24 protein-coding genes are annotated in these 21,344 nt (G+C 67.6%); 14 read left to right on the top strand and 10 right to left on the bottom strand.

The window, feature by feature from the left end:
- Positions 1-2 precede the first annotated feature (2 nt).
- From ACFPN9_RS02965 to hmuQ, 3 genes are all read right to left on the bottom strand, one after another.
- Positions 3-1,373 carry a hypothetical protein gene (locus ACFPN9_RS02965; RefSeq protein ID WP_156446605.1) on the bottom strand — a complete coding sequence of 457 codons (1,371 nt, stop codon included), beginning with the start codon at positions 1,371-1,373 and terminating at the stop codon, positions 3-5.
- 213 nt (positions 1,374-1,586) lie between these two features.
- Complete coding sequence (hutX, locus tag ACFPN9_RS02960; RefSeq protein WP_066723022.1) at positions 1,587-2,132, bottom strand: heme utilization cystosolic carrier protein HutX; 546 nt, start codon at positions 2,130-2,132, stop codon at positions 1,587-1,589.
- Positions 2,133-2,142: 10 nt separating this feature from the next.
- The gene (gene hmuQ / locus ACFPN9_RS02955) at positions 2,143-2,490 is read right to left on the bottom strand and encodes a heme-degrading protein HmuQ (protein WP_066723019.1); all 348 of its coding nucleotides are present in this window, start codon (positions 2,488-2,490) and stop codon (positions 2,143-2,145) included.
- Positions 2,491-2,757: 267 nt separating this feature from the next.
- Between hmuQ and ACFPN9_RS02950 the strand changes: the two genes are divergently transcribed.
- The 4 genes from ACFPN9_RS02950 to ACFPN9_RS02935 all read left to right on the top strand — a co-directional run bounded on the left by ACFPN9_RS02950 (position 2,758) and on the right by ACFPN9_RS02935 (position 6,290).
- Entirely contained in the window at positions 2,758-3,714 is a 957-nt protein-coding gene (locus ACFPN9_RS02950) for a heme/hemin ABC transporter substrate-binding protein (protein ID WP_082735112.1), read from the top strand.
- A 2-nt stretch (positions 3,715-3,716) separates the two neighbouring features.
- The gene (locus ACFPN9_RS02945; RefSeq protein WP_082735118.1) at positions 3,717-4,817 is read left to right on the top strand and encodes a FecCD family ABC transporter permease; all 1,101 of its coding nucleotides are present in this window, start codon (positions 3,717-3,719) and stop codon (positions 4,815-4,817) included.
- A complete protein-coding gene (locus ACFPN9_RS02940; RefSeq protein ID WP_066723016.1) occupies positions 4,810-5,643 on the top strand; it encodes a heme ABC transporter ATP-binding protein in 834 nt (277 codons plus the stop codon). Before ACFPN9_RS02945 ends, ACFPN9_RS02940 begins: the two co-directional genes overlap by 8 nt.
- Before the next feature lie 119 nt (positions 5,644-5,762).
- Positions 5,763-6,290, top strand: coding sequence for a L,D-transpeptidase (locus tag ACFPN9_RS02935; RefSeq protein WP_066723063.1), 528 nt, complete (start codon positions 5,763-5,765; stop codon positions 6,288-6,290).
- A gap of 3 nt (positions 6,291-6,293) precedes the next feature.
- On the opposite strand, the gene ACFPN9_RS02930 is transcribed toward ACFPN9_RS02935, so the two are convergent.
- A complete protein-coding gene (locus ACFPN9_RS02930; protein WP_066723061.1) occupies positions 6,294-7,241 on the bottom strand; it encodes an NAD(P)-dependent oxidoreductase in 948 nt (315 codons plus the stop codon).
- A 232-nt stretch (positions 7,242-7,473) separates the two neighbouring features.
- On the opposite strand from ACFPN9_RS02930, the gene ACFPN9_RS02925 reads away from it, so the two are divergent.
- Entirely contained in the window at positions 7,474-7,791 is a 318-nt protein-coding gene (locus ACFPN9_RS02925; RefSeq protein ID WP_066723013.1) for a DUF2853 family protein, read from the top strand.
- A gap of 59 nt (positions 7,792-7,850) precedes the next feature.
- Here ACFPN9_RS02925 and ACFPN9_RS02920 read toward each other — a convergent pair whose 3' ends face one another.
- A complete protein-coding gene (locus tag ACFPN9_RS02920; protein WP_066723012.1) occupies positions 7,851-9,152 on the bottom strand; it encodes a class I SAM-dependent methyltransferase in 1,302 nt (433 codons plus the stop codon).
- Between the two features lie 537 nt (positions 9,153-9,689).
- On the opposite strand from ACFPN9_RS02920, the gene dctP reads away from it, so the two are divergent.
- From dctP to ACFPN9_RS02875, 9 genes are all read left to right on the top strand, one after another.
- Positions 9,690-10,748 carry a TRAP transporter substrate-binding protein DctP gene (gene dctP, locus ACFPN9_RS02915; protein WP_066723010.1) on the top strand — a complete coding sequence of 353 codons (1,059 nt, stop codon included), beginning with the start codon at positions 9,690-9,692 and terminating at the stop codon, positions 10,746-10,748.
- A gap of 62 nt (positions 10,749-10,810) precedes the next feature.
- Positions 10,811-11,323, top strand: coding sequence for a TRAP transporter small permease subunit (locus tag ACFPN9_RS02910; RefSeq protein ID WP_066723007.1), 513 nt, complete (start codon positions 10,811-10,813; stop codon positions 11,321-11,323).
- Positions 11,320-12,633: a TRAP transporter large permease gene (locus tag ACFPN9_RS02905; protein WP_066723005.1), complete on the top strand. Its 1,314-nt coding sequence runs from the start codon at positions 11,320-11,322 to the stop codon at positions 12,631-12,633. The genes ACFPN9_RS02910 and ACFPN9_RS02905 overlap by 4 nt, the downstream gene beginning before the upstream one ends.
- Before the next feature lie 54 nt (positions 12,634-12,687).
- Positions 12,688-13,002, top strand: coding sequence for an NIPSNAP family protein (locus ACFPN9_RS02900; RefSeq protein WP_066723003.1), 315 nt, complete (start codon positions 12,688-12,690; stop codon positions 13,000-13,002).
- Positions 12,999-13,826: an alpha/beta fold hydrolase gene (locus tag ACFPN9_RS02895; RefSeq protein WP_066723001.1), complete on the top strand. Its 828-nt coding sequence runs from the start codon at positions 12,999-13,001 to the stop codon at positions 13,824-13,826. Before ACFPN9_RS02900 ends, ACFPN9_RS02895 begins: the two co-directional genes overlap by 4 nt.
- Positions 13,823-14,629 carry an aspartate dehydrogenase gene (locus ACFPN9_RS02890; protein ID WP_377815271.1) on the top strand — a complete coding sequence of 269 codons (807 nt, stop codon included), beginning with the start codon at positions 13,823-13,825 and terminating at the stop codon, positions 14,627-14,629. Before ACFPN9_RS02895 ends, ACFPN9_RS02890 begins: the two co-directional genes overlap by 4 nt.
- 49 nt (positions 14,630-14,678) lie before the next feature.
- The gene (locus ACFPN9_RS02885) at positions 14,679-15,464 is read left to right on the top strand and encodes an SDR family oxidoreductase (protein ID WP_066722990.1); all 786 of its coding nucleotides are present in this window, start codon (positions 14,679-14,681) and stop codon (positions 15,462-15,464) included.
- Between the two features lie 21 nt (positions 15,465-15,485).
- The gene (locus ACFPN9_RS02880; RefSeq protein ID WP_377815267.1) at positions 15,486-16,256 is read left to right on the top strand and encodes an SDR family NAD(P)-dependent oxidoreductase; all 771 of its coding nucleotides are present in this window, start codon (positions 15,486-15,488) and stop codon (positions 16,254-16,256) included.
- A gap of 23 nt (positions 16,257-16,279) precedes the next feature.
- Positions 16,280-17,242, top strand: coding sequence for a dihydrodipicolinate synthase family protein (locus ACFPN9_RS02875; protein ID WP_066722986.1), 963 nt, complete (start codon positions 16,280-16,282; stop codon positions 17,240-17,242).
- Between the two features lie 40 nt (positions 17,243-17,282).
- Here ACFPN9_RS02875 and ACFPN9_RS02870 read toward each other — a convergent pair whose 3' ends face one another.
- From ACFPN9_RS02870 to ACFPN9_RS02850, 5 genes are all read right to left on the bottom strand, one after another.
- Positions 17,283-18,014 (bottom strand): amino acid ABC transporter ATP-binding protein, encoded by a 732-nt coding sequence (locus ACFPN9_RS02870; RefSeq protein WP_066722984.1) that lies wholly within the window; start codon positions 18,012-18,014, stop codon positions 17,283-17,285.
- The gene (locus tag ACFPN9_RS02865) at positions 17,995-18,648 is read right to left on the bottom strand and encodes an amino acid ABC transporter permease (protein WP_066722980.1); all 654 of its coding nucleotides are present in this window, start codon (positions 18,646-18,648) and stop codon (positions 17,995-17,997) included. The genes ACFPN9_RS02870 and ACFPN9_RS02865 overlap by 20 nt, the downstream gene beginning before the upstream one ends.
- The gene (locus ACFPN9_RS02860; RefSeq protein ID WP_066722977.1) at positions 18,648-19,337 is read right to left on the bottom strand and encodes an amino acid ABC transporter permease; all 690 of its coding nucleotides are present in this window, start codon (positions 19,335-19,337) and stop codon (positions 18,648-18,650) included. Before ACFPN9_RS02860 ends, ACFPN9_RS02865 begins: the two co-directional genes overlap by 1 nt.
- 119 nt (positions 19,338-19,456) lie before the next feature.
- The gene (locus ACFPN9_RS02855) at positions 19,457-20,260 is read right to left on the bottom strand and encodes a transporter substrate-binding domain-containing protein (protein ID WP_066722974.1); all 804 of its coding nucleotides are present in this window, start codon (positions 20,258-20,260) and stop codon (positions 19,457-19,459) included.
- A 79-nt stretch (positions 20,261-20,339) separates the two neighbouring features.
- A complete protein-coding gene (locus ACFPN9_RS02850) occupies positions 20,340-21,320 on the bottom strand; it encodes a 2-hydroxyacid dehydrogenase (RefSeq protein WP_377815262.1) in 981 nt (326 codons plus the stop codon).
- Positions 21,321-21,344: the final 24 nt, after the last annotated feature.

Below are 21,344 nucleotides of genomic sequence, written 5' to 3'. Positions count from 1 at the left end.
GCTCAGGGCGCCGCGGCCCGCATGCCGGAGAAACCGCCGGCCGCGCTGTCCTGCGGGTCGTCCCGCGCGATCCAGACGAAGAGGACATGGGTGACCGCGCGGGCGACCGAAATGGCGCCGAGGGCATAGAGCAATTCGTGCGAAAGGGCGCCGAACCACAGGATCGCGGCGATGATCGCGATCAGGGCGATCCCATGCGAAGCGAGCTGCCAGGCGGTGTTCCGGGCCAGCGTCGTGATGTCGTGCACCGGGTTGAAGAGCGCGATACCGGCATAGAACAGCGACATGACCGCGACCACCTCGCCGATGCCGTCCCATTTGCTGCCGTCGAAGACGGAACCGAAGGTCAGCGCACCGAAGGCAATGGCCAGGAACAGACCGATCGCCGCTGCGGCGAGGGCCAGGGTCGCGCCGCGCATCCAGAAGCGCCGCCGCCGCCGGTCGCCACTGCGCAGGGTTCTCATGACCAGCGGGCCGGTGACCGTGCCGAACATCTGTGTCGGCATGTCGAGCAGGCGCATGGCCAGCGCAACCTGGGCCGCGAGCAAGGAATTGTCGGCGTAGGGCAGGGCCAGCAGGGGGGCGGCGGTAAAACCGAAAGAGAGCATTGCCGCGGGCAGGAGGATGCGCGGCGCGTCGTGCCAGTGCTGCAGGCCCCAGCTGAGGCCGCGTATCGACCACAGGCGGGGATGGACCAGATCGCGCAGGTTCGCGCGGCGGCGAATGAGGAGATACAGCGTCGCGACCCAATGCCCGACCGCATCGGCGGCGAAGAGAGCGAGCGCCTTGGGCCCGAAAACGCCGATCAGCAGCAGCATGGCAACGGGCTGCACGAAGGCCTGGACCAGGTTGCTGTTGCCGATGGCGCGGAAATCGCCCTCCGCCGTTGCTTCGCTCCAGAGCAGGCGTAGCGCCGTGCGGGCCGACAGCGACAGGAAGAACACCATTCCGATGAGCGGCGGCAGCCAGCCCAGTTGGACAATGACGATCAGGGCGAGGCCGGCGAGCGCGAGGAAGGCGACACCGCTCGTCAGGGCGAGGCGGAACGCCAGTGCGAGTTCGCGGCGGTTGCCGCTGCGGAAGAACACTGCCTCAAGGCGCAGCAGAGCGGGCAGAGAGACAAAGGTCGCGGCGGCAGAAAAGACCGCGAAGGCGGCGAAAACATGGGGCGGACAGAAATAGGCAGCGACCAGCAGGCCCCAGACCGAGATCAGCCGCGCCTGCACGAAGCGCAGGCCGAGCAGCAACGCGCTCGCGATCGACTGGCGCAGAACCGGGACCCGTCGCGCGACGAAACGCCGCCCCTGTGCCAGGGACAGTGTCGGACGGCGAGGCGGAAAGCTCGCCCGTTCGAGAGCGACATGCGCAACCATGTCCATCCCCACGGCTGGACCATCGGGGAGGCCATCGTCGCGCAAGTCACCCTCGCCGGCCGACGAGGGCGCGTCGGGGCTGGGCATCACGATGAGACGGCCTCAGGCAAACGAGGCTGCGCCAACAGGGTTAATGGCGGGTAAAGAGCGGACATCACGGACCTAAGCGGGGCTGTGCCCCGGGAGGGGGCACAGACCGCAGAAATCGGGCCGTCAGATGGCGGCTTCGTTGAATTTTGTTTTCAGCGCCTCGAAGCGGGCGAGCTGGTCCGGCAGCAAGGCGCGCTGCGCATCGCGACGGACGAACACCTTGAACATGACCTCGCCTGCGCCGTTGAAGAACTGGACGGAGCAGACGCGCCGGCTGGTGAGCTGGCGATCGACGACGTAGATCGCCGCGCAGTTGGACGCCTTGATGTGGCCGCCGATCGGACTGTCGCCATGGATGTTGTAATAGCCATGGCCGAAGGCGCCGACCGGCAGCGCGCCCTCGCATTCCAGCACGATGTCGGGCGTGTGGACGAGGAACATCACGGTCCCCCAGGTCGCGAGCTCCTGCCAGAGAGCCTCGAAGCACTCGGGCGCGATCAGCGTCCGGCCCTCGGGCGGCGTCAGCTCGAGCACGGCCCGGGTCGGCAAGCCGGTTTCCTTCGCCACCGACTCGACCATGGCGTCCGGCTTCTCGGCCAGCATGCGCCGGGCCCGGTCAAGGGCCTTTTCCGCCGGCGCCGCGGTCTCGATGGTGAGCCCGTCGGACATGCAGGCCTCCTCACTCGGCCGCCTGGAGGGGGCGATGCGGATTGGTCTCGCTCAGCACCGTCTCGAAACCCTCGAACTCCGGATGGCCGAGAAAGAGCGGCTGCTCCCGCTTCTCGCCGGCGTTGCGGTGGGAATCCCTGAACTGCTCCGACTTGGTCCAGGCGGTGAAGTCCGCCTTCGTCGCCCAGGTGGTGTGGGAAGAGTAGAGCGTATGGTCGTCCCGCTCCGGCCCCTTCAGCAGATGGAAGGCCACGAAGCCCTGCATCTCGTCGAGCCGGGTCTTGCGCGTCGCCCACACGGTCTCGAACGCCGATTCCTGGCCCTTGACGACCTTGAAGCGATTCATCGCGATGAACATCGGGACTGTCCTGTGCTGAGCCGGCCCGTGGGTCCGGTGGTGAGAATGCCGCGAGCGAGCCGATGGCACCGCGACATCCTGCCGGATCGGTACCCGTCGCCCGCTCTTGACCGCTTCTAGTAAAGCTGAATATCAACGTCAACAACGCCGAGACTAAAATCAGTTTTGAATAATTAAAAACTGACAGTTTACTTGGCTTCGTTCAGTCATGACGGCGGTCGCGCCCCGGTCATCCGGTCGGCGCTGCCTGCGATGGGAGATCGAGTGATGCGCTTCCCCACCCTGCTTTCGGATCGACCGGGCCGCCGGCCTGCGGGCCGGGAGCTGTCCGCGGCGATCGGGCTGAGCCTTCTGGCCGCTGCGAGCCTGTTGGGCGCGTTCGGCCTGCCGGGCACCGCCTTCGGCCAGGCGCCGCAGCGGATCGTGGCCGTGGGCGGCGTCGTCACCGAGGTGATGTATGCGCTCGGCCTGCAGGACCGTCTCGTCGGGGTCGATTCCACCAGCCAGTTCCCGGCGGGCGCCCTACGCGACAAGGCCAATGTCGGCTATGTCCGGGCGCTGTCCGCGGAGGGCGTGCTGTCGCTCAAGCCGTCGCTGGTGATGCTGATCGACGGCGCCGGCCCTCCCGGCGCGGTGTCGCTTCTGGCCGAGACCGGCGTCACCATCGCGCGCATCCCCGACGAGACCAGCCCGGAGGGCGTCGCTGCAAAGATCGAGGCGATCGGCGCCGCGGTGGGGGCGGCCGCGCCGGCCGCGCGCCTGGCGGCGCAGACGCGGGCCGGCTTCGCCGAGCTGGCGACCCTGCGCAGCGGTATCGCCAAGCCGCGCCGCGTGTTGTTCGTGCTCTCGGTCCAGAACGGCCGGGTGATGGTCGGTGGCCGCAACAGCTCGGCCGACGCGATCATCCGCCAGGCCGGTGCGGTCAACGTCGCGGACGGCATCGAGGGCTACAAGACGATGACCGACGAGGCGATCATGGCCGGCGCGCCCGACGTCGTGCTGATGATGAGCCACAACGTCAACCACGCCACCTCGCCGGACGCGCTCTTCGCCATGCCCGCTTTCGCGGAGACACCGGCCGCGCGCCAGAAGCGTCTGATCGCGATGGACGGGCTCTATCTGCTTGGTTTCGGTCCGCGTACGCCGGCTGCGGCACGTGACCTGATGGCGGCGATCTATCCGGAGGCGTCGATCCCGCCGCTCAAGACGGCGCAGGCGCAGTGACGCTGGCCTCGCCCTCTCTTCCGAGCCTGCCGGCCGGGCTGGCGAGCCTCATCGCGGGGCGGCGGCGGCTGGCGGTGATCGCCGCCCTGGGGCTCGGCTTCGGCTGCCTCGGCCTGACGCTGCTGGCGATCGGGCAGGGGGCGATTGCGATTCCGCCAGGGCGTGTGGCCGAGATCCTGTGGGCGCGGCTGACGGGAGACGCCGCGTTGCTCGAGGGGCGCGATGTTCTCGTGGTGATGAACATCCGGCTGCCGCGTGTGCTGCTCGGCCTGCTGGTCGGCGCGGGACTCGCGGTCTCCGGCGCGCTGATGCAGGGGCTGTTCCGCAATCCGCTGGCCGACCCAGGCCTCGTCGGCGTCTCGGCGGGCGCGGGGCTGGCGGCGGCGGCGACGATCGTGCTGGGAGACCGTTTCCTCACCGGGACGCTGATGAAGCTGCCCTTCGCAGTGCTGCCCTTCGGCGCCTTCTGCGGCGGGCTTCTGTCGACGCTCGCGCTCTATCTGATTGCCACGCGCGAGGGACGCACCTCCGTGGCGACGATGCTGCTCGCGGGCGTCGCGCTCGGCGCGCTCGCCGGGTCGCTGACGGGCCTTCTCGCCTTCATCTCGGACGACCGCCAGCTGCGCGACCTGACCTTCTGGTCGATGGGCAGCCTCGGCGGGGCGAGCTGGACCAAGCTCTCGGCCATCGCCCCAATCATCATTCCGCTGCTGCTCGCCATGCCGCTGCTGGCGCGCGGGCTGAACGGTCTGATGCTGGGCGAGGCGGAAGCCTATCATCTCGGTATCCCGGTCCAGCGCATCAAGGCGATGGCCATCCTGCTGGTGGCGCTCGCCGTCGGCGCGAGCGTGGCGGCGGCGGGGCTGATCGGCTTCGTCGGGATCGTCGTGCCGCATCTGGTGCGCCTCGCCGTGGGGCCGGATCATCGTCTCCTGCTGCCGCTGTCGGCGCTAGGCGGGGCGATCCTGCTGGTTGGCGCCGACATCGTCGCCCGGCTCGTGGTCGCCCCGGCCGAATTGCCGATCGGCATCGTCACGGCGGCGATCGGCGCGCCCTTCTTCCTGTGGCTGCTGCTGCGCCGCTCGGGGTCGCTCGATGGCTGAGACCGCAGCCAAAGAGAGCTTTATCGAGGCCCGCAGCCTGAGCTTCCGGGCCGGCGGGCGCGACCTCGTGCACGAGGCCTCGCTGGAACTGGCGCCCGGGACGACGACGATCCTGATCGGGCCCAACGGTGCCGGCAAATCGACGCTGCTCAAGCTGATGACGGGGGAAGCCAAGCCCTCCGGTGGCGAGGTCCGCATCGACGGGCAGGCGCTCGCCGCCATCCCCGCCTGGCGGCTGGCCTGCCAGCGGGCAGTCATGGCTCAGCATGCGCGGCTCGTCTTCCCATTCAGCGTCTACGAGGTCGCGAGCCTCGGCGTCGACGGCATCGGCCGGGCGATGACGCGTCTGCGGCGCGATGCGCTGGTCGGCGAGAGCCTCGCGGCCGCAGGCGTGCTGGATCTGGCCGGGCGGGCCTATCAGACCCTCTCCGGCGGCGAGCAGCAGCGCGTGCAGTTCGCCCGCGTGCTCTGCCAGATCGAGGCAGGGCGCAGCGTCGCGAGCCGGCAGGCGCTCTTCCTCGACGAGCCGATCGCCAGCCTCGATCTCTGCCACCAGCTCGCCTTGCTCGACATGGCGCGGGCCGTCGCATCACGCGGCGTCGCGGTGCTGATCGTGCTGCACGATCTCAACCTCGCCGTGACCTATGCGGACCATCTGGTGGTGATGGACCAGGGGCGGATCATCACGCAGGGCGCCCCCGCGAAGACGCTGGACGACGCGCTACTGCGGCAGGTGTTCAAGGTCGATCTCTCGCTGAGCCGGGCGCCCGTGCCGGGGTTGCCCTTCCTGCTACCGCAGCAGCATCGTGTCAGTCCCGCTGTCTGAAGCTGCCGCGGTTTAGCGGCGATTCATCCTGAATCCAGCCTTCACCATATCGTTCAACCGCCGATTCAGCGCTGCGGTCGCAGCCTTCCACCCGGATTTTCGGGAGGGAGCGAGCAATGATGTCGAGGCGCGCCGCGATGGAGACGGTTCTGGCTGCGGTGGTCGCCCTGCCGGTCTGGGCGGCGTCGGCCGGCGCCGGCGAGGCCCGCGAGATCGTGCAGGCGCCCGACCCGCGCTATCGCCCCGGCACGATCGTGATCCGCACCGGCGAGCGAAGGCTCTATCTGGTGACGGCGCCGGGCGAGGCGATCCGCTACACCATCGCCGTCGGCAAGGCCGGCAAGCAGTGGCAGGGCGTCAAATACGTCGAGGAGATGCAGGTCGATCCGGCCTGGTCGCCGCCGGCCTCGGTGAGGCGCGACAATCCGCGCCTGCCGGACGTCATTCCCGGCGGCTCGCCGCGCAACCCGATGGGGGCGCGCGTGATCGGGCTGGGGCCGGGCGGCGAATATGCGATCCATGGCACCAACATGCCGGGCACCATCGGCACGGCGGCCTCCTATGGCTGCTTCCGCATGCACAACCACGATGTCGCCGATCTCTACGAGCGCGTCCGCATGGGGACGCCGGTCGTCGTGCTGCCCTAGCGGCTAGAGCGGCACGCCCGAGGGCAATGGCTGCCCCGAGAAGAAGGCCTCGAGATTGCGCAGTAGGAGCGCCTGCTGGGCCGCCTGGGCGCTGTCGGCCATGGCGGCGATGTGCGGCGTCAGCACGGCGTTGTCGAGCGCCTTGAGACGGTCCGGCACATGCGGCTCCACCTCGAAGACGTCGAGTCCGGCGCCTGCGATGACGCCCTGTTCCAGCGCGTCGCAGAGTGCCTCCTCGTCCACGGCGATGCCGCGCGAAATGTTGATCAGATGGCCCTGCGGCCCAAGCGCCTTCAGGACTTCTGCATTCACGGCATGGCGGTTCTCGGCGCTGGCGCGCACCGCGACCATCAGCACATCAGACCATTCCGCGAGCCCGGTGAGGCTGCCCTCATAGCGATAGGGCAGTTCCGCGCGCCGTAAGCGGTTATGATAGGCGATCTCCATGCCCAGTGCGGTCGCGATGGCGGCAATACGGGTCCCGATGGCACCCAGCCCGTAGATGCCGAGCCGGCGTCCCCGGAGCCCCGGCACGATCGGCATGCGCTCGACGGCGTTGCCCTGCCAGCGCCCGGCGCGAATGAAGCGGTCGCCCTTGCCGATCTGGCGCACGCTGGCAAGCATCAGGCCGATCGCGAATTCCGCCACCGCGTCGGCATTGGCGTCGGCCGCGTTGCTGAGGAGGATGCCGTGGGACTTGGCATGTGCCTGATCGACTCCTTCGATGCCCGTGCCGTAGCAGGCGATCAGGCCGAGATGGGGCAGGGCATCGATCAAGGCAGCGTCCGTGCGCCAGCCACCGACGGTCAGAAGCACGCGTGCGGCCTGCGCGCCCGGCGGCAGGGCCTCGGGAACGGGCCGATCCATCGGACCCAGCACGACGTAGTCCTGCTGCAACCGCGCCACCAGCCCGGCTGGCATCTTCGGGGCCATGAGGAGGGTGGGCTTCATCGTCATATCGTCTCCGGTCGATGCTGCATCGCAGCATTCCGGAGGTTCTGCCTCAAGCGCCAGCGGCGCGCAGGTGCCATCCTTCTGATGCATCCCGGCCGAATGTTGCGCTGGGTCAAAAATGCGCCCGTGCGGGCCTGTGCCTATCGACAGCGCGTTAATCCGCGTTAACGTTTGGTCGCGCGATAGACACAACCGGGCGCGGCGCCGCTCGGAGCAAGAGGGGCTCACGATGGACCATCTGGCCGACGTCAAGAAATTCGCCAAGAAGCCGCTCAATGAGGCGGCCTTCGCCGGCATGGCGAAGTCCTACGCACTGGTGATGAGCAAGCCCGACACCCGCTACGTCGCCTGTTCCGACGCCGCCGAGCTGGAGCGCGTCCGCGAGAACTTCCTGAAGAAGAAACTGGGCCTCAAATCCGCGGATCTCGACGCCTCGCTGAAGGCGATCTGCGAGCACATGAAGGCCGACAAGACCAAGTCGCGCCTGACCTTCTACTACCTTCTCGCCGAGCATTACGGGAAGCTCGACCTGTTCGTGAAGAAGTAGGCCGGGCGCCGTTTTCGGGCGAAGCCCGGGTCGAGCCCGAGCAACGTCCGGGGGCGCCTCTAGCGATACAGATCCGTCCGCGTCAGCGGCAGGCCCGAGGCGCCCTTGCGGCGCTTCGAGGCCAGCGTCTGGTTGACCAGCGCGCCACCGCGCTCGAAGGCGAGCGAGCAGCCCGCAAGGTAGAGCAGCCACATCCTCGTGCGCTCCGGCCCGATCTCCGCCTCGGCCTGAGCGCGGTTGGCCTGCAGCCGCTCCCACCAGAGCCGTGTCGTGCGCTGGTAGTGCTCGCGCCAGCCTTCGACGTCGTGGATCTCGAAGCCATGGCGCTCGAGATTGGCGATCGACATGCCGAGATGGTCGAGTTCGCCGCCGGGGAAGATGTAGCGCACCAGCGCGCGGTACTCGGCCGGCATCTTGTTGAAGGCTTTGTCGGTCTTCTTGGCGCGGCGCGAAATGCTGTGATGCAGATAGAGCCCGCGCGGCTTCAGCAGCCGGTTCACCGCCTTGAAGTAAGTGGGGTGGTTGCGGATGCCGACATGCTCGAACATGCCGATGGACGAGATCTTGTCGAATTCGCCCTCCATCTGGGTAAAGTCCTTGAGGTGTAGCGTCACGCGCCCCTGCAGCCCGAGCCGCTCGACCTTCTCGCGGGCCAGAGCCAGCTGCTCCTCGGCGAGCGTCACGCCATGGGCCTCGACGCCGTAATGCTGCGCGGCATGGCAGACCAGCGCGCCCCAGCCGCAGCCGATGTCGAGCAGGCGGTCGCCGGGCTTCAGGCGCAGTTTGCGACAGATCATGTCGAGCTTGTCGCGCTGGGCGCGGTCGAGATCGCCATGGTCCTCGGTGAAGTAGGCGCAGGTGTAGACCATCTCGGCATCGAGAAAGAGCCGGTAGAAGGCGTTCGAGACGTCGTAATGATAGGCGATGTTGGCCTTGTTGGTCGCCGGCGCGCCGTCGCGGGCGATCTCGTCGCCCCGCTTGTGGTCGACCGCGTCCGGGGCCGCGCCCGGCGCGAAGAGGAAGCGGCGCAGGACGTCGAAAACGGCGCCCTTCGGGATGGTGCGCGCCAGCCGGCCGATCTTGCCTTCGGGGCGTGCGGCGGCGAGATCGAAGACCGAGCCGTTTTCCAGCGCGATGCGGTCGGTCACATGCAGGTTCAGCAGCGTGTCGAGCTTCGGCTTGCGGATCAGGGCCGCAACGGCGCCGGGGTCGCGGATCGCAATGGCGAGCCCGTCTCGTGGCCATGTCGCCGGGACGACGCTGCCATCCCAGAGCCGGAAGCCGAGCTTCAGCCCCAGCTTCTCATGCGCCTGCGCCAGGAGATGCCGCAACGCTGCAAGACGCTTCTGCCCGGTATCCATGCTGCCCCACCGCACCGATGCCTTCGTCCTGTCTGCCGACGCCATGTCGGCTTGGCAACCCGCCCAGACGCAGAGCCGGTGCGATCTCACCTCTCGTCTCGCGGCGCACAACAAGACCGTTCCCGACTTTGATCTGGATCAATCTTGCGGCGGGTCGGGCTGCGTGTTGATATATGACGCATCGGCGTGACCGGCGGCTGGCGGCCAACGGTCATTTCGATGAAGCTGGCGGTGATCCATTTCTGGAGGGGGTCTCGCAGGGTGGTTGGCGTAATCCTTGCGTCTGCCAGTCCCGCAGCCGGAGCCTGTTGGTGCCCGGCAATATATGAGTTGCTTCGCCCTCTGGCCTGTTCGTCCGGGGCGTGACGTCAGGCCGGCTGAGGAGGCGGCCGGAAGAGGAGGCGGGGCGCACGGGAGCGCCTGCCTGTGACGAAGACAGCGTCCTCGTGCCGGTACGGGCCATCAAGGCCGGTCGGTGCGGCAGGCCTGGGTTGCCTGTGAAACGACCAACATCACAACAGAGGGAAAGGCCACACCATGACCGGATTCAAGACCATCGCCGCCATGATCGCCACCGCCGCCAGCCTCGTGCTGGGTTCGCAGGGCGCGCTGGCGCAGAACAAGATGGAACTCAACATGGCGACGCCCTGGGCGGGCGGGCACTGGCTCGACATCGGCGCCAAGAAGTATGCCGAGAATGTCGAGCGCATGACCGAGGGGCGGATCAAGATCAACGTCTTCCCGGCCGGTGCGCTCGGCCCGGCGCTGAAGGTTACCGAGACCGTGCAGAAGGGCGTCGCCGATATGGGCCATGCCTGGCCGGGCTATGACTGGGCGGTCGACCGCACGGGCGCCATCTTCTCCGGCTGGTCGGCGGGGCCGAACCCGGAAGAGATGATGATGTGGCTCTACAATGGCGGCGGGGCCGACCTCTGGAAGCAGTGGCGCAAGGAGAAGTTCGACGTCGTCGCCTTCCCCTGCGGCGTGCTGGAGACCGAGTTCTTCATGCATTCCCACAAGCCGATCCGCACGGTCGAAGACATGAAGGGCCTCAAGCTGCGGACCTCCTCCTCCTGGGCCGAGATCGCGCCGATGCTCGGCGCCTCGACGGTCGTCCTGCCGGGCTCGGAAGTGTTCAGCGCGCTCGAGCGCAAGGTCGTCGACGCGATCGAGTGGGGTGGGCCGGGCAGCAACCTGTCGGAAGGTTTCCACAAGGTCGCGAAGTACATCATCATGCCGGGCCTGCATGCGCCGTCGGGCGCGCATGACTGCATCTTCAACAACGCGACCTGGGCCAAGATCGGCGACAAGGACAAGCAGCTGCTCGAACTGGCCGGCCGCCTGACGGTGCTCGACACCTATCTCGGCTACGCCAAGAGCGATCTCGACGCCTACAAGCAGATCAAGGCGAGCAATATCGAGGTGATCCAGGTCGAGCCGAGCCTGACCGCGGCCGTGGTCAAGGCGTCCGGCGAGTGGGCCGAGAAGCAGGCGGCGTCGAATGCCTGGTTCAAGAAGGCCTATGAGAGCCAGAAGGCCTTCATGGCGAGCGTCAAGCCGCTGAGCGAGTTCCGTTTCGCCGTCGGCTCGCGCTGACCTTCCGCCCGCGGCGGCGGCCCTCGCGGTCGCCGCCACGGGCCCTCCTGCGCGAGGTTGCCATGCCCGTCGTCCGTTTCATCAATGCGCTGTCGCTCTGGTCGGGGCGCTTGGGGGCGCTCGTCGTCGTCCCGCTGGTGCTGGCCATGGTGTTCGAGGTCGTCAGCCGCTACGCCTTCGCCGCGCCGACGCAATGGGCCTTCGAGCTCAGCTACATGATGATGGGCACCATCTTCCTGCTCGGCCTGTCCTATGCCGTGCTGATGGACCAGCACGTGAACGTCGATTTCATTCATCAGGTGCTGCCGCGCCGGGCCGTCGCCGGCATCGACGCGGTCGGCTACCTCATCATGGCGGGGCTGCTGGCCTGGCTGACCAACGCATTGGTCGGCAATGTGGCGAGCGTCTACCGGACGGGTGAGGGCACGGGGCTTTCGGCCTGGAACCCGCCGATCTGGCCCTATCGCGTGATCTACGTGATCGGATTTGCGCTGTTCGCCCTGCAATGCTTCGCGAAGGCGATCGAAAATCTGCTGGTCGTCTTCGGCCGCACGACGGAAAGCCCGGCCCGATGACCTCCCAGACCGTCCTGTGGATGTTCCCGGCCCTGCTGGGGCTGATCTTCCTCGGCTTCCCCGTCGCCTTCTCGATGATGATCGCGGCGCTCGGCTTCGGCCTGATGCGTTTCGGCGGCACGCTGGTGCACCAGTTCGCCCAGCGTATCGACGACATCGCGACCAATTACGTTCTGGGCGCGATCCCGCTCTTCATCTTCATGGGCTCAATCCTCGAGCGGGCCGGCATCGCCGAGCGCCTGTTCGACGCGCTCTATATGTGGACGCGGCGGCTGCCGGGCGGGCTGGCGATCGCGGCGCTGCTGATGTGCACCATCTTCGCGGCGGCCAGCGGCGTCGTCGGCGCAACCGAGACGCTGGTCGGCATGCTCGCCATTCCGGCGATGATGAAGCGCCATTACGACAACAAGCTGATCTCGGGCACAATCTGCGCCGGCGGGTCGCTGGGCACGATCATCCCGCCATCGGTTCCCGTGGTGGTGCTAGCGCCGATCGCGACGCTGCCGATCGGCGATCTTCTGGCGGGAATCCTGTTCCCGGGCCTGCTGATGTCGGGCCTGTTCATCGCCTATATCCTTATCGCGTGCGCGGCGAGGCCGCATCTCGCCCCTCCGGATCCCGAACCCGATCCGCGCGGCCTGGCCGAGAAGATCCGCTTCACGCTGAGCGCGCTCGTGCCGCCCGCCTTCCTGATCTTCACCGTGCTCGGCACGCTGTTCATGGGGCTGGCGACACCGACGGAAGCGGCCGCCTGCGGTTCCTTCGGCGTCATTCTGCTCGCCATCCTCTATCGGCGCCTGACCTGGTCGCTGCTGTTCCAGGCCTGCAAGCAGACGGTCTCGCTGACCGCGATGATCCTCGCGATCGTGCTCGCGGGCGGGATGTTCTCCGGTGTCTTCTTCGCCTCGGGCGGGATGGCCGCCACCAAGGGCATCCTCGACGCCTTCGGATTGTCGCCCTGGTCCGTGATCACCGTCATCCTCTTCGTCGCCTTCATCCTCGGCTTCCTGGTGGATTCGATCTCGATCATCCTGATCATCGTGCCGATCGCGATCCCGCTGGTGAAGGGCTTCGGCATCGACCCGCTCTGGTTCGCGGTCGTGCTGCTGGTGATGCTGCAGACGAGCTATCTGACGCCGCCGATGTCGCCGTCGATCTTCTATCTGCGGGCGATTGCGCCGCCGAGCATCCGGCTGCAGGACATGTACTGGGGCGTGATCCCCTTCATCCTGTGTCAGCTCGTGGTACTCGGCCTGCTGCTGTTCTTCCCGGCGCTGGCGACCTGGCTGCCCAAGGTCATGTATGGCTGATGGTCGTGGGACCACTCCGCTGGTGACGGCGGCGAAGCGAGAGCGAGACAGACGATGATCTATGAAGAGCGCGACTATCGGATCAAGGCCGGCAAGCTGGCCGAGTTCGTGAAGCTCTATGGCGAGTACGGGCTGCCGCTGCAGAAGGAGCATCTGGGCACCTTCATCGCCTATTTCACCACGGAGATCGGCGAGCTCAACCATGTCGTCGCGCTGTGGAGCTACAACAGCCTCGATGAGCGCGCCGCCAAGCGCAAGACGATGCTGGCCGACCCGCGCTGGCAGGACTATCTCAAGCGCGTCGACGGGCTGATCGACATCCAGAACTCGCGCATTCTGACGCCCGTCGTCTATTCGCCGCTGCAATGAGCGCGGCGTCTCCGACCGGCGCGTCCGGCGCCTTCACCGTCACGACGCCGGATGGCGCCGTGTTGCAGGCCTTCGTGGAGGGGGCGGGACCGGCGCTGCTGCTGGTCAGCGGGCTCGGTGGCACGGCAGGGTTCTGGAAAGGCACTACGGCGACGCTCGCGCGCTCCTTCCGGGTGATCCGGTTCGATCAGCGCGGCATCGGCGCGAGCACGCGGGGCAGCGCAACCTGCACGATCGATCAGCTCGCGCGCGACGGCCTGAGCGTGCTCGACGCGGCGGGCGTCGAACGGGCCGTCCTGCTCGGCCATTCCACCGGCGGCTGCATCGGCCAGGCGCTCGGGCGGATCGCGCCGGAGCGGCTCGACGGGTTGATCCTCAGCGCCACTTGGCTGAAGCCGAGCCATTATATGGGCGCGCTGTTCGGGGCACGGCGGGCCATTCTCGCCGAGAATCCGCAGGCCTATGCCGCGACCGCCGTCCTGATCTCCTATCCGCCGGCCTGGCTGGAGGCGAACTGGGGCGTCTACGAGGCCGCCATCGCGGCCGCGCCCGTCACGCCGGAAGCCCGGCAGGTCGTGCGCGAACGCATCGATGCGCTGCTCTCCTTCGACGGCTCGGCCGACATCGCCGCCCTGCCGATGCCGACGCTGGTTCTGGGTGCGCGCGACGACATGATCGTACCCTCCTTCCTGCAGGAAGAACTGGCGGCAGCGCTGCCGGGCGGGCGCTCGATCCTGCTCGACTCGGGCGGGCATTTCTTCCCCGTCTCGCGGCCCGACGCCTTCACGGCCAAGGTCGTCGAATGGATCGGCGAACTGGCATGAGCGCGCGCCGGGTCGTCCTCATAGGCTATGGCGCCATTGCCGGCGATATTGCCGAGGCGCTGAGGGTGGCGCGTGAGCCCGGCTATGCGCTGGCCGTGCTGCTGCGGCCGGGTTCGTCCTCGGCCGGTCGCGTGCCGAAGGACATGCCCATCCTGGACGGCTCCGACGCGGTCGCGGCCTTCGCGCCGGATCTCGTCATCGAGGCGGCGGGTCATGGGGCGGTGCGCGAGAGCGTGCCGGCCTGCCTGGCGCTTGGGCTGCCCGTGCTGATCTCGTCGATCGGCGCGCTTCATGATGACGCCCTCTACGCCGATCTCGTCGCGGCGGCGCGCCGCGGCGGCGGGCGGCTCCTCCTCGCCTCGGGCGCGCTCGGCGGGCTCGACTATGTCAGGGCCGTGTGCCACGCCAAGCAGCTTGAGCTGCGCTATGAATCGCGCAAGCCGCCCGCCGCCTGGGCTGCCGAGTTGCGCGCCCTCGGCCATGATCCGGCCGCGCTCGCCGTGCCGGTGACCTTGTTCTCCGGCACGGCGCGCGAGGCGGCGGCGCGCTACCCGCAGAACCTCAACGTCGCGGCGGCGCTCGCCCTGGCGGGGCCGGGATTCGAGGCGACGGGCGTCGACGTCGTCTGCGATCCCGCTGCGAGCGGGAACACGCATGTCGTCAGGGCGAGCAGCGAATTCGGGACGATGTCGCTCGAGATTGCCAACCAGCCTTCGCCGACCAACCCGAAATCGTCCTGGATCGTCGCGCAGGCCCTTCTGGCGGCGGTCGATCAGCATTTTTGTCCCGTGGTGATGATGTGAGCGCTGAGCGCCGGGATCGCCGCGGGGTCCTCGAAGGGAGGCCAAGGCCATGAAGCTCACAGGCAAGATCGCGATCATCACCGGCGGCGGCTCCGGCATCGGCCATGCGGCCTGTGTCCTCTTTGCCCGCGAGGGGGCGACCGTCATCGTCGCGGATCGCGATGTCGCGGCCGCTCAGCGCGTCGCCTCCGAGATCGCGGGGCAGGGCGGCCGGGCTTCGGCGCATCAGGTCGATGTCAGCCGGGATGCCGAGGTCGCGGGGATGATCGCGAAAGCGGTCGCCGATCACGGCCGGCTCGACATCCTCGTGAACAATGCGGGCTACGGCATCGCTGGGACCGTGGTCACGACGGCGGAGGCCGACTGGAATGCGCTGATGGCGGTCAACGTCAACGGCGTCTTCCTCGGCTGCAAGCATGCGATCCCCGTGATGGCGCGGCAGGGCGGCGGCGCGATCGTCAATACGGCTTCGGCGGTGGCGAATGTCGGCATCCACGACCGCGCGGCCTATGTCGCCTCGAAGGGGGCTGTGGCGGCGCTGACGCGGGCCATGGCGGTGGACCATGTTGACCAGAAGATCCGCATCAATGCGGTGGCGCCGGGCACGATCGAGTCGCCCTATTTCACCCGCATTCTGAGCGGGCCGGACGGCGCGGAACTGCGCCGGGGCCTCGAGGAGCGCCAGGCGATGGAGCGGCTCGGCCAGCCGGTCGAGATCGCCCAGGCGATGCTCTGGCTCGCCAGCGACGACGCCTCGTTCTGCACCGGCACCGTCATGGTCGTCGATGGCGGCTGGACCGCCCGCGGCGACCGCAAACCCAAGATCGAACGCTGATCCAAGGCACAGGACTGACAGATGTATGGATTGAACGGCCGCAAGGCGATCGTCACCGGAGGAGCGCACGGCATCGGACGGGCGATCGCGGCGCGACTCGTGGCGGAGGGCTGCGAGGTCGGCATCTTCGACCTCGACCGTGCGGCGGCGCAGGCCACGGCGGACGCACTCTCCGCGCAGGGCGGCCGAGTCGTGGTGGCGGCCGGGGACGTCTCGTCGCGGGAGGATGTCGCGGCCGGCATCGGCGCGCTGAAGGAGGCGCTCGGGCCGATCGATATCCTCGTCAACAATGCCGGCATCTGCAAGGTCGGCAAGCTGCTGGAGACCAGCGAGGCGGAGTGGAAGGCGACCTTCGGCATCAATGTCGACGGGCTGTTCCATGTCACGCGGCAGATCGCGCCCGGCATGGTCGAGCGCCGCCGCGGCACCATCGTCAACATCGCGTCCTGGATGGGCAAGTCGGGCGTGGCGGCCTATGGCGCCTATTGCGCCTCGAAATTCGCGGTGGTGTCGCTGACGCAGTCCCTGGCGCTCGAGATCGGCGAATACGGCATCCGGGTGAACGCGGTCGCGCCGGGGCTGATCGTCGAGACCAAGATGCGCGACGAATCCGAGATCCAGCGCGCGGCCGAAGGGCTGCCGACCGCGAAGGACCGCGCCAAGACGATCCCGCTGCGCCGCGCGGGGCTGCCTTCCGACATCGCCAAGACGGTGGCGTTCCTCGCCTCGGACGAGGCAGACTACATCACCGGCGAAACCATCAGCGTCACCGGCGGCATCTGGAACGACTGACCCGCCGACAACAGGAGACGGCCATGCCTCGCTTCAAGGACTTCCGGCCTGCCGGCGTGATCCCGGCGACGCTAATCGCACTCCATGACGACATGAGCATCGACGAGTGCCAGACGCGCCGCCATCTGCGCGATTGCGCGCTGGTCGACGGGGTCAGCGCGGTCACCGTGAACGGCCATGCCTCCGAGGTGCATGCCTGCTCCTTCGACGAGCAGCAGCAGATCCTGGCGGCGTCGCTGGCCGAGGTCGGCGACCGGGTGCCGCTGATCAACGGCATCTATGCCGATGGCTCGATCGAGGCGGCCCGGCTGGCGGCGATGGCGGCGCGCGAGGGCGCCTCGGCCCTGCTGGTCTTTCCGCCCAACAGCATGGCGATGGGCGGGCAGTTGCGGCCGGAGATGGCGATCGCGCATTACCGGCGGATCGCCGACGCCACGGATCTGCCGATCATCGCCTTCCAGTATCCGATGGGCGGCGGGCTGGGTTATCCGTTCGAGACGCTGCTCGCCCTGTTCGAGGCGGTGCCGACGATCGCGGCGATCAAGGACTGGTCGAACGATCCGATGCTGCACGAGAAGCACATCCGGACGTTCCAGGCCCTGCCTCGCCCGGTGAATGTGCTCACCACCCATTCCTCCTGGCTGATGGCCTCGCTGACGCTCGGCTGCAACGGGCTGCTCTCGGGCTCGGGCAGCGTCATCGCCGATCTGCAGGTGGCGCTGTGGCGGGCGGTCCAGGCGGGTGATCTGACGGCGGCTCAGGCGGTCAATGATCGCATCGTGCCGCTGTCGCAGGCCTTCTACGCCCCGCCCTTCCTCGACATGCACAACCGCATGAAGGAGGCGCTGGTGCTCCTCGGGCGGCTCGACAAAGCGGTGGTGCGGCCGCCGCTGATGAAGCTGCCGGAGGCCGAGATCGCGCGGATCGGCGCGGCGCTGCGGCAGGCGGGCATCGCCCGGGAGGGCGCGCTGTCGCTGGCGGCCTGAGAGCAGGGCAGGCGCTCCCTGCGGGGAGCGCCCATCAACCTCATTTCGTCCCGGCGGTGACGAAGTTGCGCAGTTCCGGCGTCTGCGGGTTTGCGAAGAGCTCCTGCGAGGGGCCGCTCTCCCAGATCTTGCCCTGATGCATGAACACCGTCGTGCTCGCGACGGTGCGGGCGAAGTTCATCTCATGGGTGACGAGCAGCATGGTCATGCCGTCCTTCGCCAGCTTCTCCATCACGAGCAGCACCTCGCCGGTCAGCTCGGGGTCGAGCGCCGAGGTCACCTCGTCGAACAGCATGACCTTGGGGCGCATCGCCAGCGAGCGGGCGATGGCGACGCGCTGCTGCTGACCACCGGACAGATTGTCCGGATAGCTGTCGAACTTCTCGGAGAGACCGACCTGGGCCAGCACCTCGCGGGCGCGTTCGGCCGCCTTGTCCTGCGGCACATTCTGGGTGATGCGCGGCGAGAGCATGATGTTCTGCCCGACCGTCAGATGCGGGAAGAGGTTGTAGCTCTGGAAGACGATGCCGACGTCCTTGCGCAGCTCGCGCAGCTTCTTCGGGTCCTGGTCGACGACATGGCCGGCGACCTCGATGCGACCGGAATTGATCGCCTCGAGACCGTTGATGCAGCGCAGCAGCGTGCTCTTGCCCGAGCCCGAGCGGCCGATGAGCGCGACGACCTGGCCGCTCTCGACGTTGAGAGAGACGCCCTTCAGGACCTCGAGGTCGCCGAAGCGCTTGTGGACGTCGTCAATGAGAACGGCTGGCATTCATCACCTTTTCGAGATGGCGGCTGAGCCGGGACAGCGGGAAACAGATCGCGAAATAGATCACCGCCACCAGCGAGAAGACCTGGAAGGCCTGGAAGGTCGCATTGTTGACGAGCTGCCCCGCGCGGGAGAGCTCGACGAAGCCGACGACCGAGACGATCGAGGTGTTCTTGACCAATTGAACGAGGAACCCGACCGTCGGCGGCAGCGAGATGCGCACCGCCTGGGGCAGGATGACATAGCGATAGGTCTGCGCCGGCGAATGGGCGAGCGAGGCCGAGGCCTCCCATTGCTGGAACGGCACCGACTGGATCGAGCCGCGCCAGATCTCGGCGAGATAGGCCGAGACATAGACGGCGAGCGAAGCCGAGGCCGCAAAAAAGGGCGGCAGCTCGATGCCGATGATCGACAGCCCATAATAGCTCATGAACAGCACCATGAGCACGGGGATGGACTGGATCACCAGGATATAGGCGGAGGCGAAATGGCGGATCGGCGCGATCCGCGACAAGCGCATGATCGCCAGCGCGCCGCCCATGACGCCGCCGATGGCGAAGGCGATGACGGTGAGCAGCAGGGTCCAGCCCGCCGCCCGGAAGATGAAGAGGGCCTCTGGCCAACCGAAGGTCTGCATCAGGCCGCCTCCGCCTTGGCATCGAGCCGGGCGAGGCCCGAGACCTGCGGGAACAGCCGGCGGCCGAGCCAGAGCAGGAAGACCTTCAGCGACAGCGCCATCACCAGATAGACGCCGGTGACGATGATGTAGGTCTCGAACGAGCGGAAGGTGCGCTGCTCGACGAGCGCGGCCGCTCCCGAGAGCTCCTGCACCGAGATGAAGGAGCAGATGCTGGAGGCCAGCATCATCAGCACGAACTGGCTCGACAGCGCCGGCCAGACCCGCGCGAAAGCCGGCTGCAGCATGACGTACTGGAAGACCTGGCGGCGCGAGAGCGCCAGCGAGAGCCCGGCCTCGAGCTGGGATTTGTGGATGGAATCGATGCCCGCCCGAATGATTTCGGTCGAATAGGCGCCGAGATTGAGCGTCATCGTCAGCAGGGCCGCCTCGACGCCGGACATGCGGATGCCGAGCAGGGGCAGGCCGAAGAAGATCATAAAGAGCTGGATCAGGAAGGGCGTGTTGCGCATCAGCTCGACATAGGCGTCGACGACGATGCCGGCCCAGCGGCCCGCCAGCGTGCGCAGCGCCACCAGCAGCACGGCGAGCGTGCAGCCGAGCAGGATCGCCGCGGCCGAGAGCCAGAGCGTCAGCACGATTCCGCTGATGATCAGGTCGGATTCGGCAAGGACAGGGTCGAACTGCAAGGAGGTCTCCTCCCCCGCTCAGGGGCTGCGCCGGGGTGCGAGGAGCACCGCCGTTGGGCGCTCGACGCGGGTCATGAAAAGGCCGGCGCGGACGAATCCGCGCCGGCCCGGTGCAGGGATCAGAAGGTGGGCAGCGCCGGCAGCGGGCCGCCGACCCACTTCTCGGAGATCGCGTTCAGTTCGCCATTCTGCTTGATGTAGTAGATCACGTTGTTGAGCCACTGCTTCAGCTCGTAGGCGTCCTTGCGGACGGTCATCGAGTTCGGCTGCATGCCGAAGAAGAACTTCACCTCCGTCTCGGTCTCGCCGCGTGCCTTGATGGCGGCGTTAGCCTGGGCGTCGGGGCCGGCGATGGCGTCGACCTGACCGGAGAACAGCGCCTGCATCGTGGTCGAATCGTCCTCGAAGCGCAGGATGGTAAGGTTCAGCTCCTTCTCACGGTTGACGAATTCGCGCTCGACGCTGGAGCCGCGATTGACGCCGACCTTGCGGCCCTTCAGGTCCGCCCAGGTTTTGATGGGCGTGCCCTTCTTGGCGTAGATGCCCATCTGGAAGGCGCTGTAGGGGATGGTGAACATCACCGCCTTGGCGCGCTCGGGCGTCGGGGCCAGCGTCGCGACCAGGAAGTCGACCTTGTTCGCCTCGAGCGCCGGGATGCGCGACGGCGGGGTGAGCTGAACCACCTCCATCGGCAGGCCGAGATACTTCGCCACGAGGGCAGCAACGTCGGCGTCGTAACCGATCGCGTTGCCGGTCGAGTCGACGGAGCCGTAGGGGGGGGCGCCGATCAGCACGCCGATGCGCACCTTGCCGCGCTTGGTGATGTCGGCCAGCGTCTGCGCCGAGGCCTGTCCGGCGGCGAGAAGGCCGGCGCCGAACGCGAGCAGCGTGCCGGCGATCTTGAGATGCTTCATCAGGTTCATTGTGCCGTTTCCTCGGTGTGGCGTGGTGTCAGGTGTTGTTGCCCCGGCTTCGGATGGCCGGTTTGCTGGCGATCGGGACTCAGGGCTGTCCTTCTCGCACGACGTTGACGAGAGCGGTACCGGAGAAGCACCGCCTGATGTTGTCCGCCATGACCTGCTGGCGGCGGCGGATGGTGCCACTGGTCCAGCCCGACATGTGCGGTGTCATTAAAACGTTTGAAAGCTCATGGAAAGGCAGTCGGGATGGCAAAATATGAGGCTCCCCCGGATTTGGGTAGCGATACCATGTGTCAATGATCGCGCCGCCGATGCGGCGTTCGCGCAGGGCCTCGAAAAGCGCGGTTTCGTCGATCGTGGCACCGCGGCCGACATTCACGATCACACTGTCGTGCCTCATCGCGGCGAGCGCTTCGCGACCGACGATGCCGGTGGTGTCGGCCGTCTGCGGCACGGAAACGACGAGCGCATCGACCGAGGCGCAGAAGGCCTCCAGCTCGTCGAGGCCGAAAGCGCGGTCGACGAGATCCGAAGTCGCGACCGGGCTGCGGTTGGCGACATGGACCGTCATCTCGAAGGCCTTGGCACGCCTCGCGATGGCCTTGCCGATATGGCCGAAGCCGAGCAGCCCGATGGTCTGTCCCGCGATCTCGCCATGGACCCGATCGGGCGAGCCGGCCCAATAGGCCCAGTCGCCGCGGCGCAGCCGAGCGTCGGCATCGGCGAGCGGGATGGCGCGGGCCAGCAGCGCGCTCATGACATATTCCGAGATCGCCTGCTCGTGGCCGAAGCAGTTGCAGACGCTTGCCCCGGTCGGGAGCCGCGCGAGATCGACCGCGTCATAGCCGGCGCCGGGCACGTGGAAGAGGCGCAGATCATGCGGCATCGGCAGGCCGGCATCGAACTTGACCCCGATGATCGCCTCGGCCGCGGCATAGGCTTCGCGGTCCGCTGCGGCTTCTAGGGCGTCCGGCAGGATGCGGATTTCGGCCTCGGGGCCGACAAGTTCGTCAAAGCCTTGGCTGAAGGAAGCGGCGTTCTCGCCGTGGAAGATGATGCGCATGGTCGGCGGTTCCGGTTCGAGCGG

The organism is Allobosea massiliensis (genome assembly GCF_042655245.1).
GTDB lineage: Bacteria > Pseudomonadota > Alphaproteobacteria > Rhizobiales > Beijerinckiaceae > Allobosea > Allobosea massiliensis.
The sequence above is the reverse complement of the archived record's forward strand: the minus strand, read 5'-3'. Positions and strand labels throughout refer to the sequence as shown.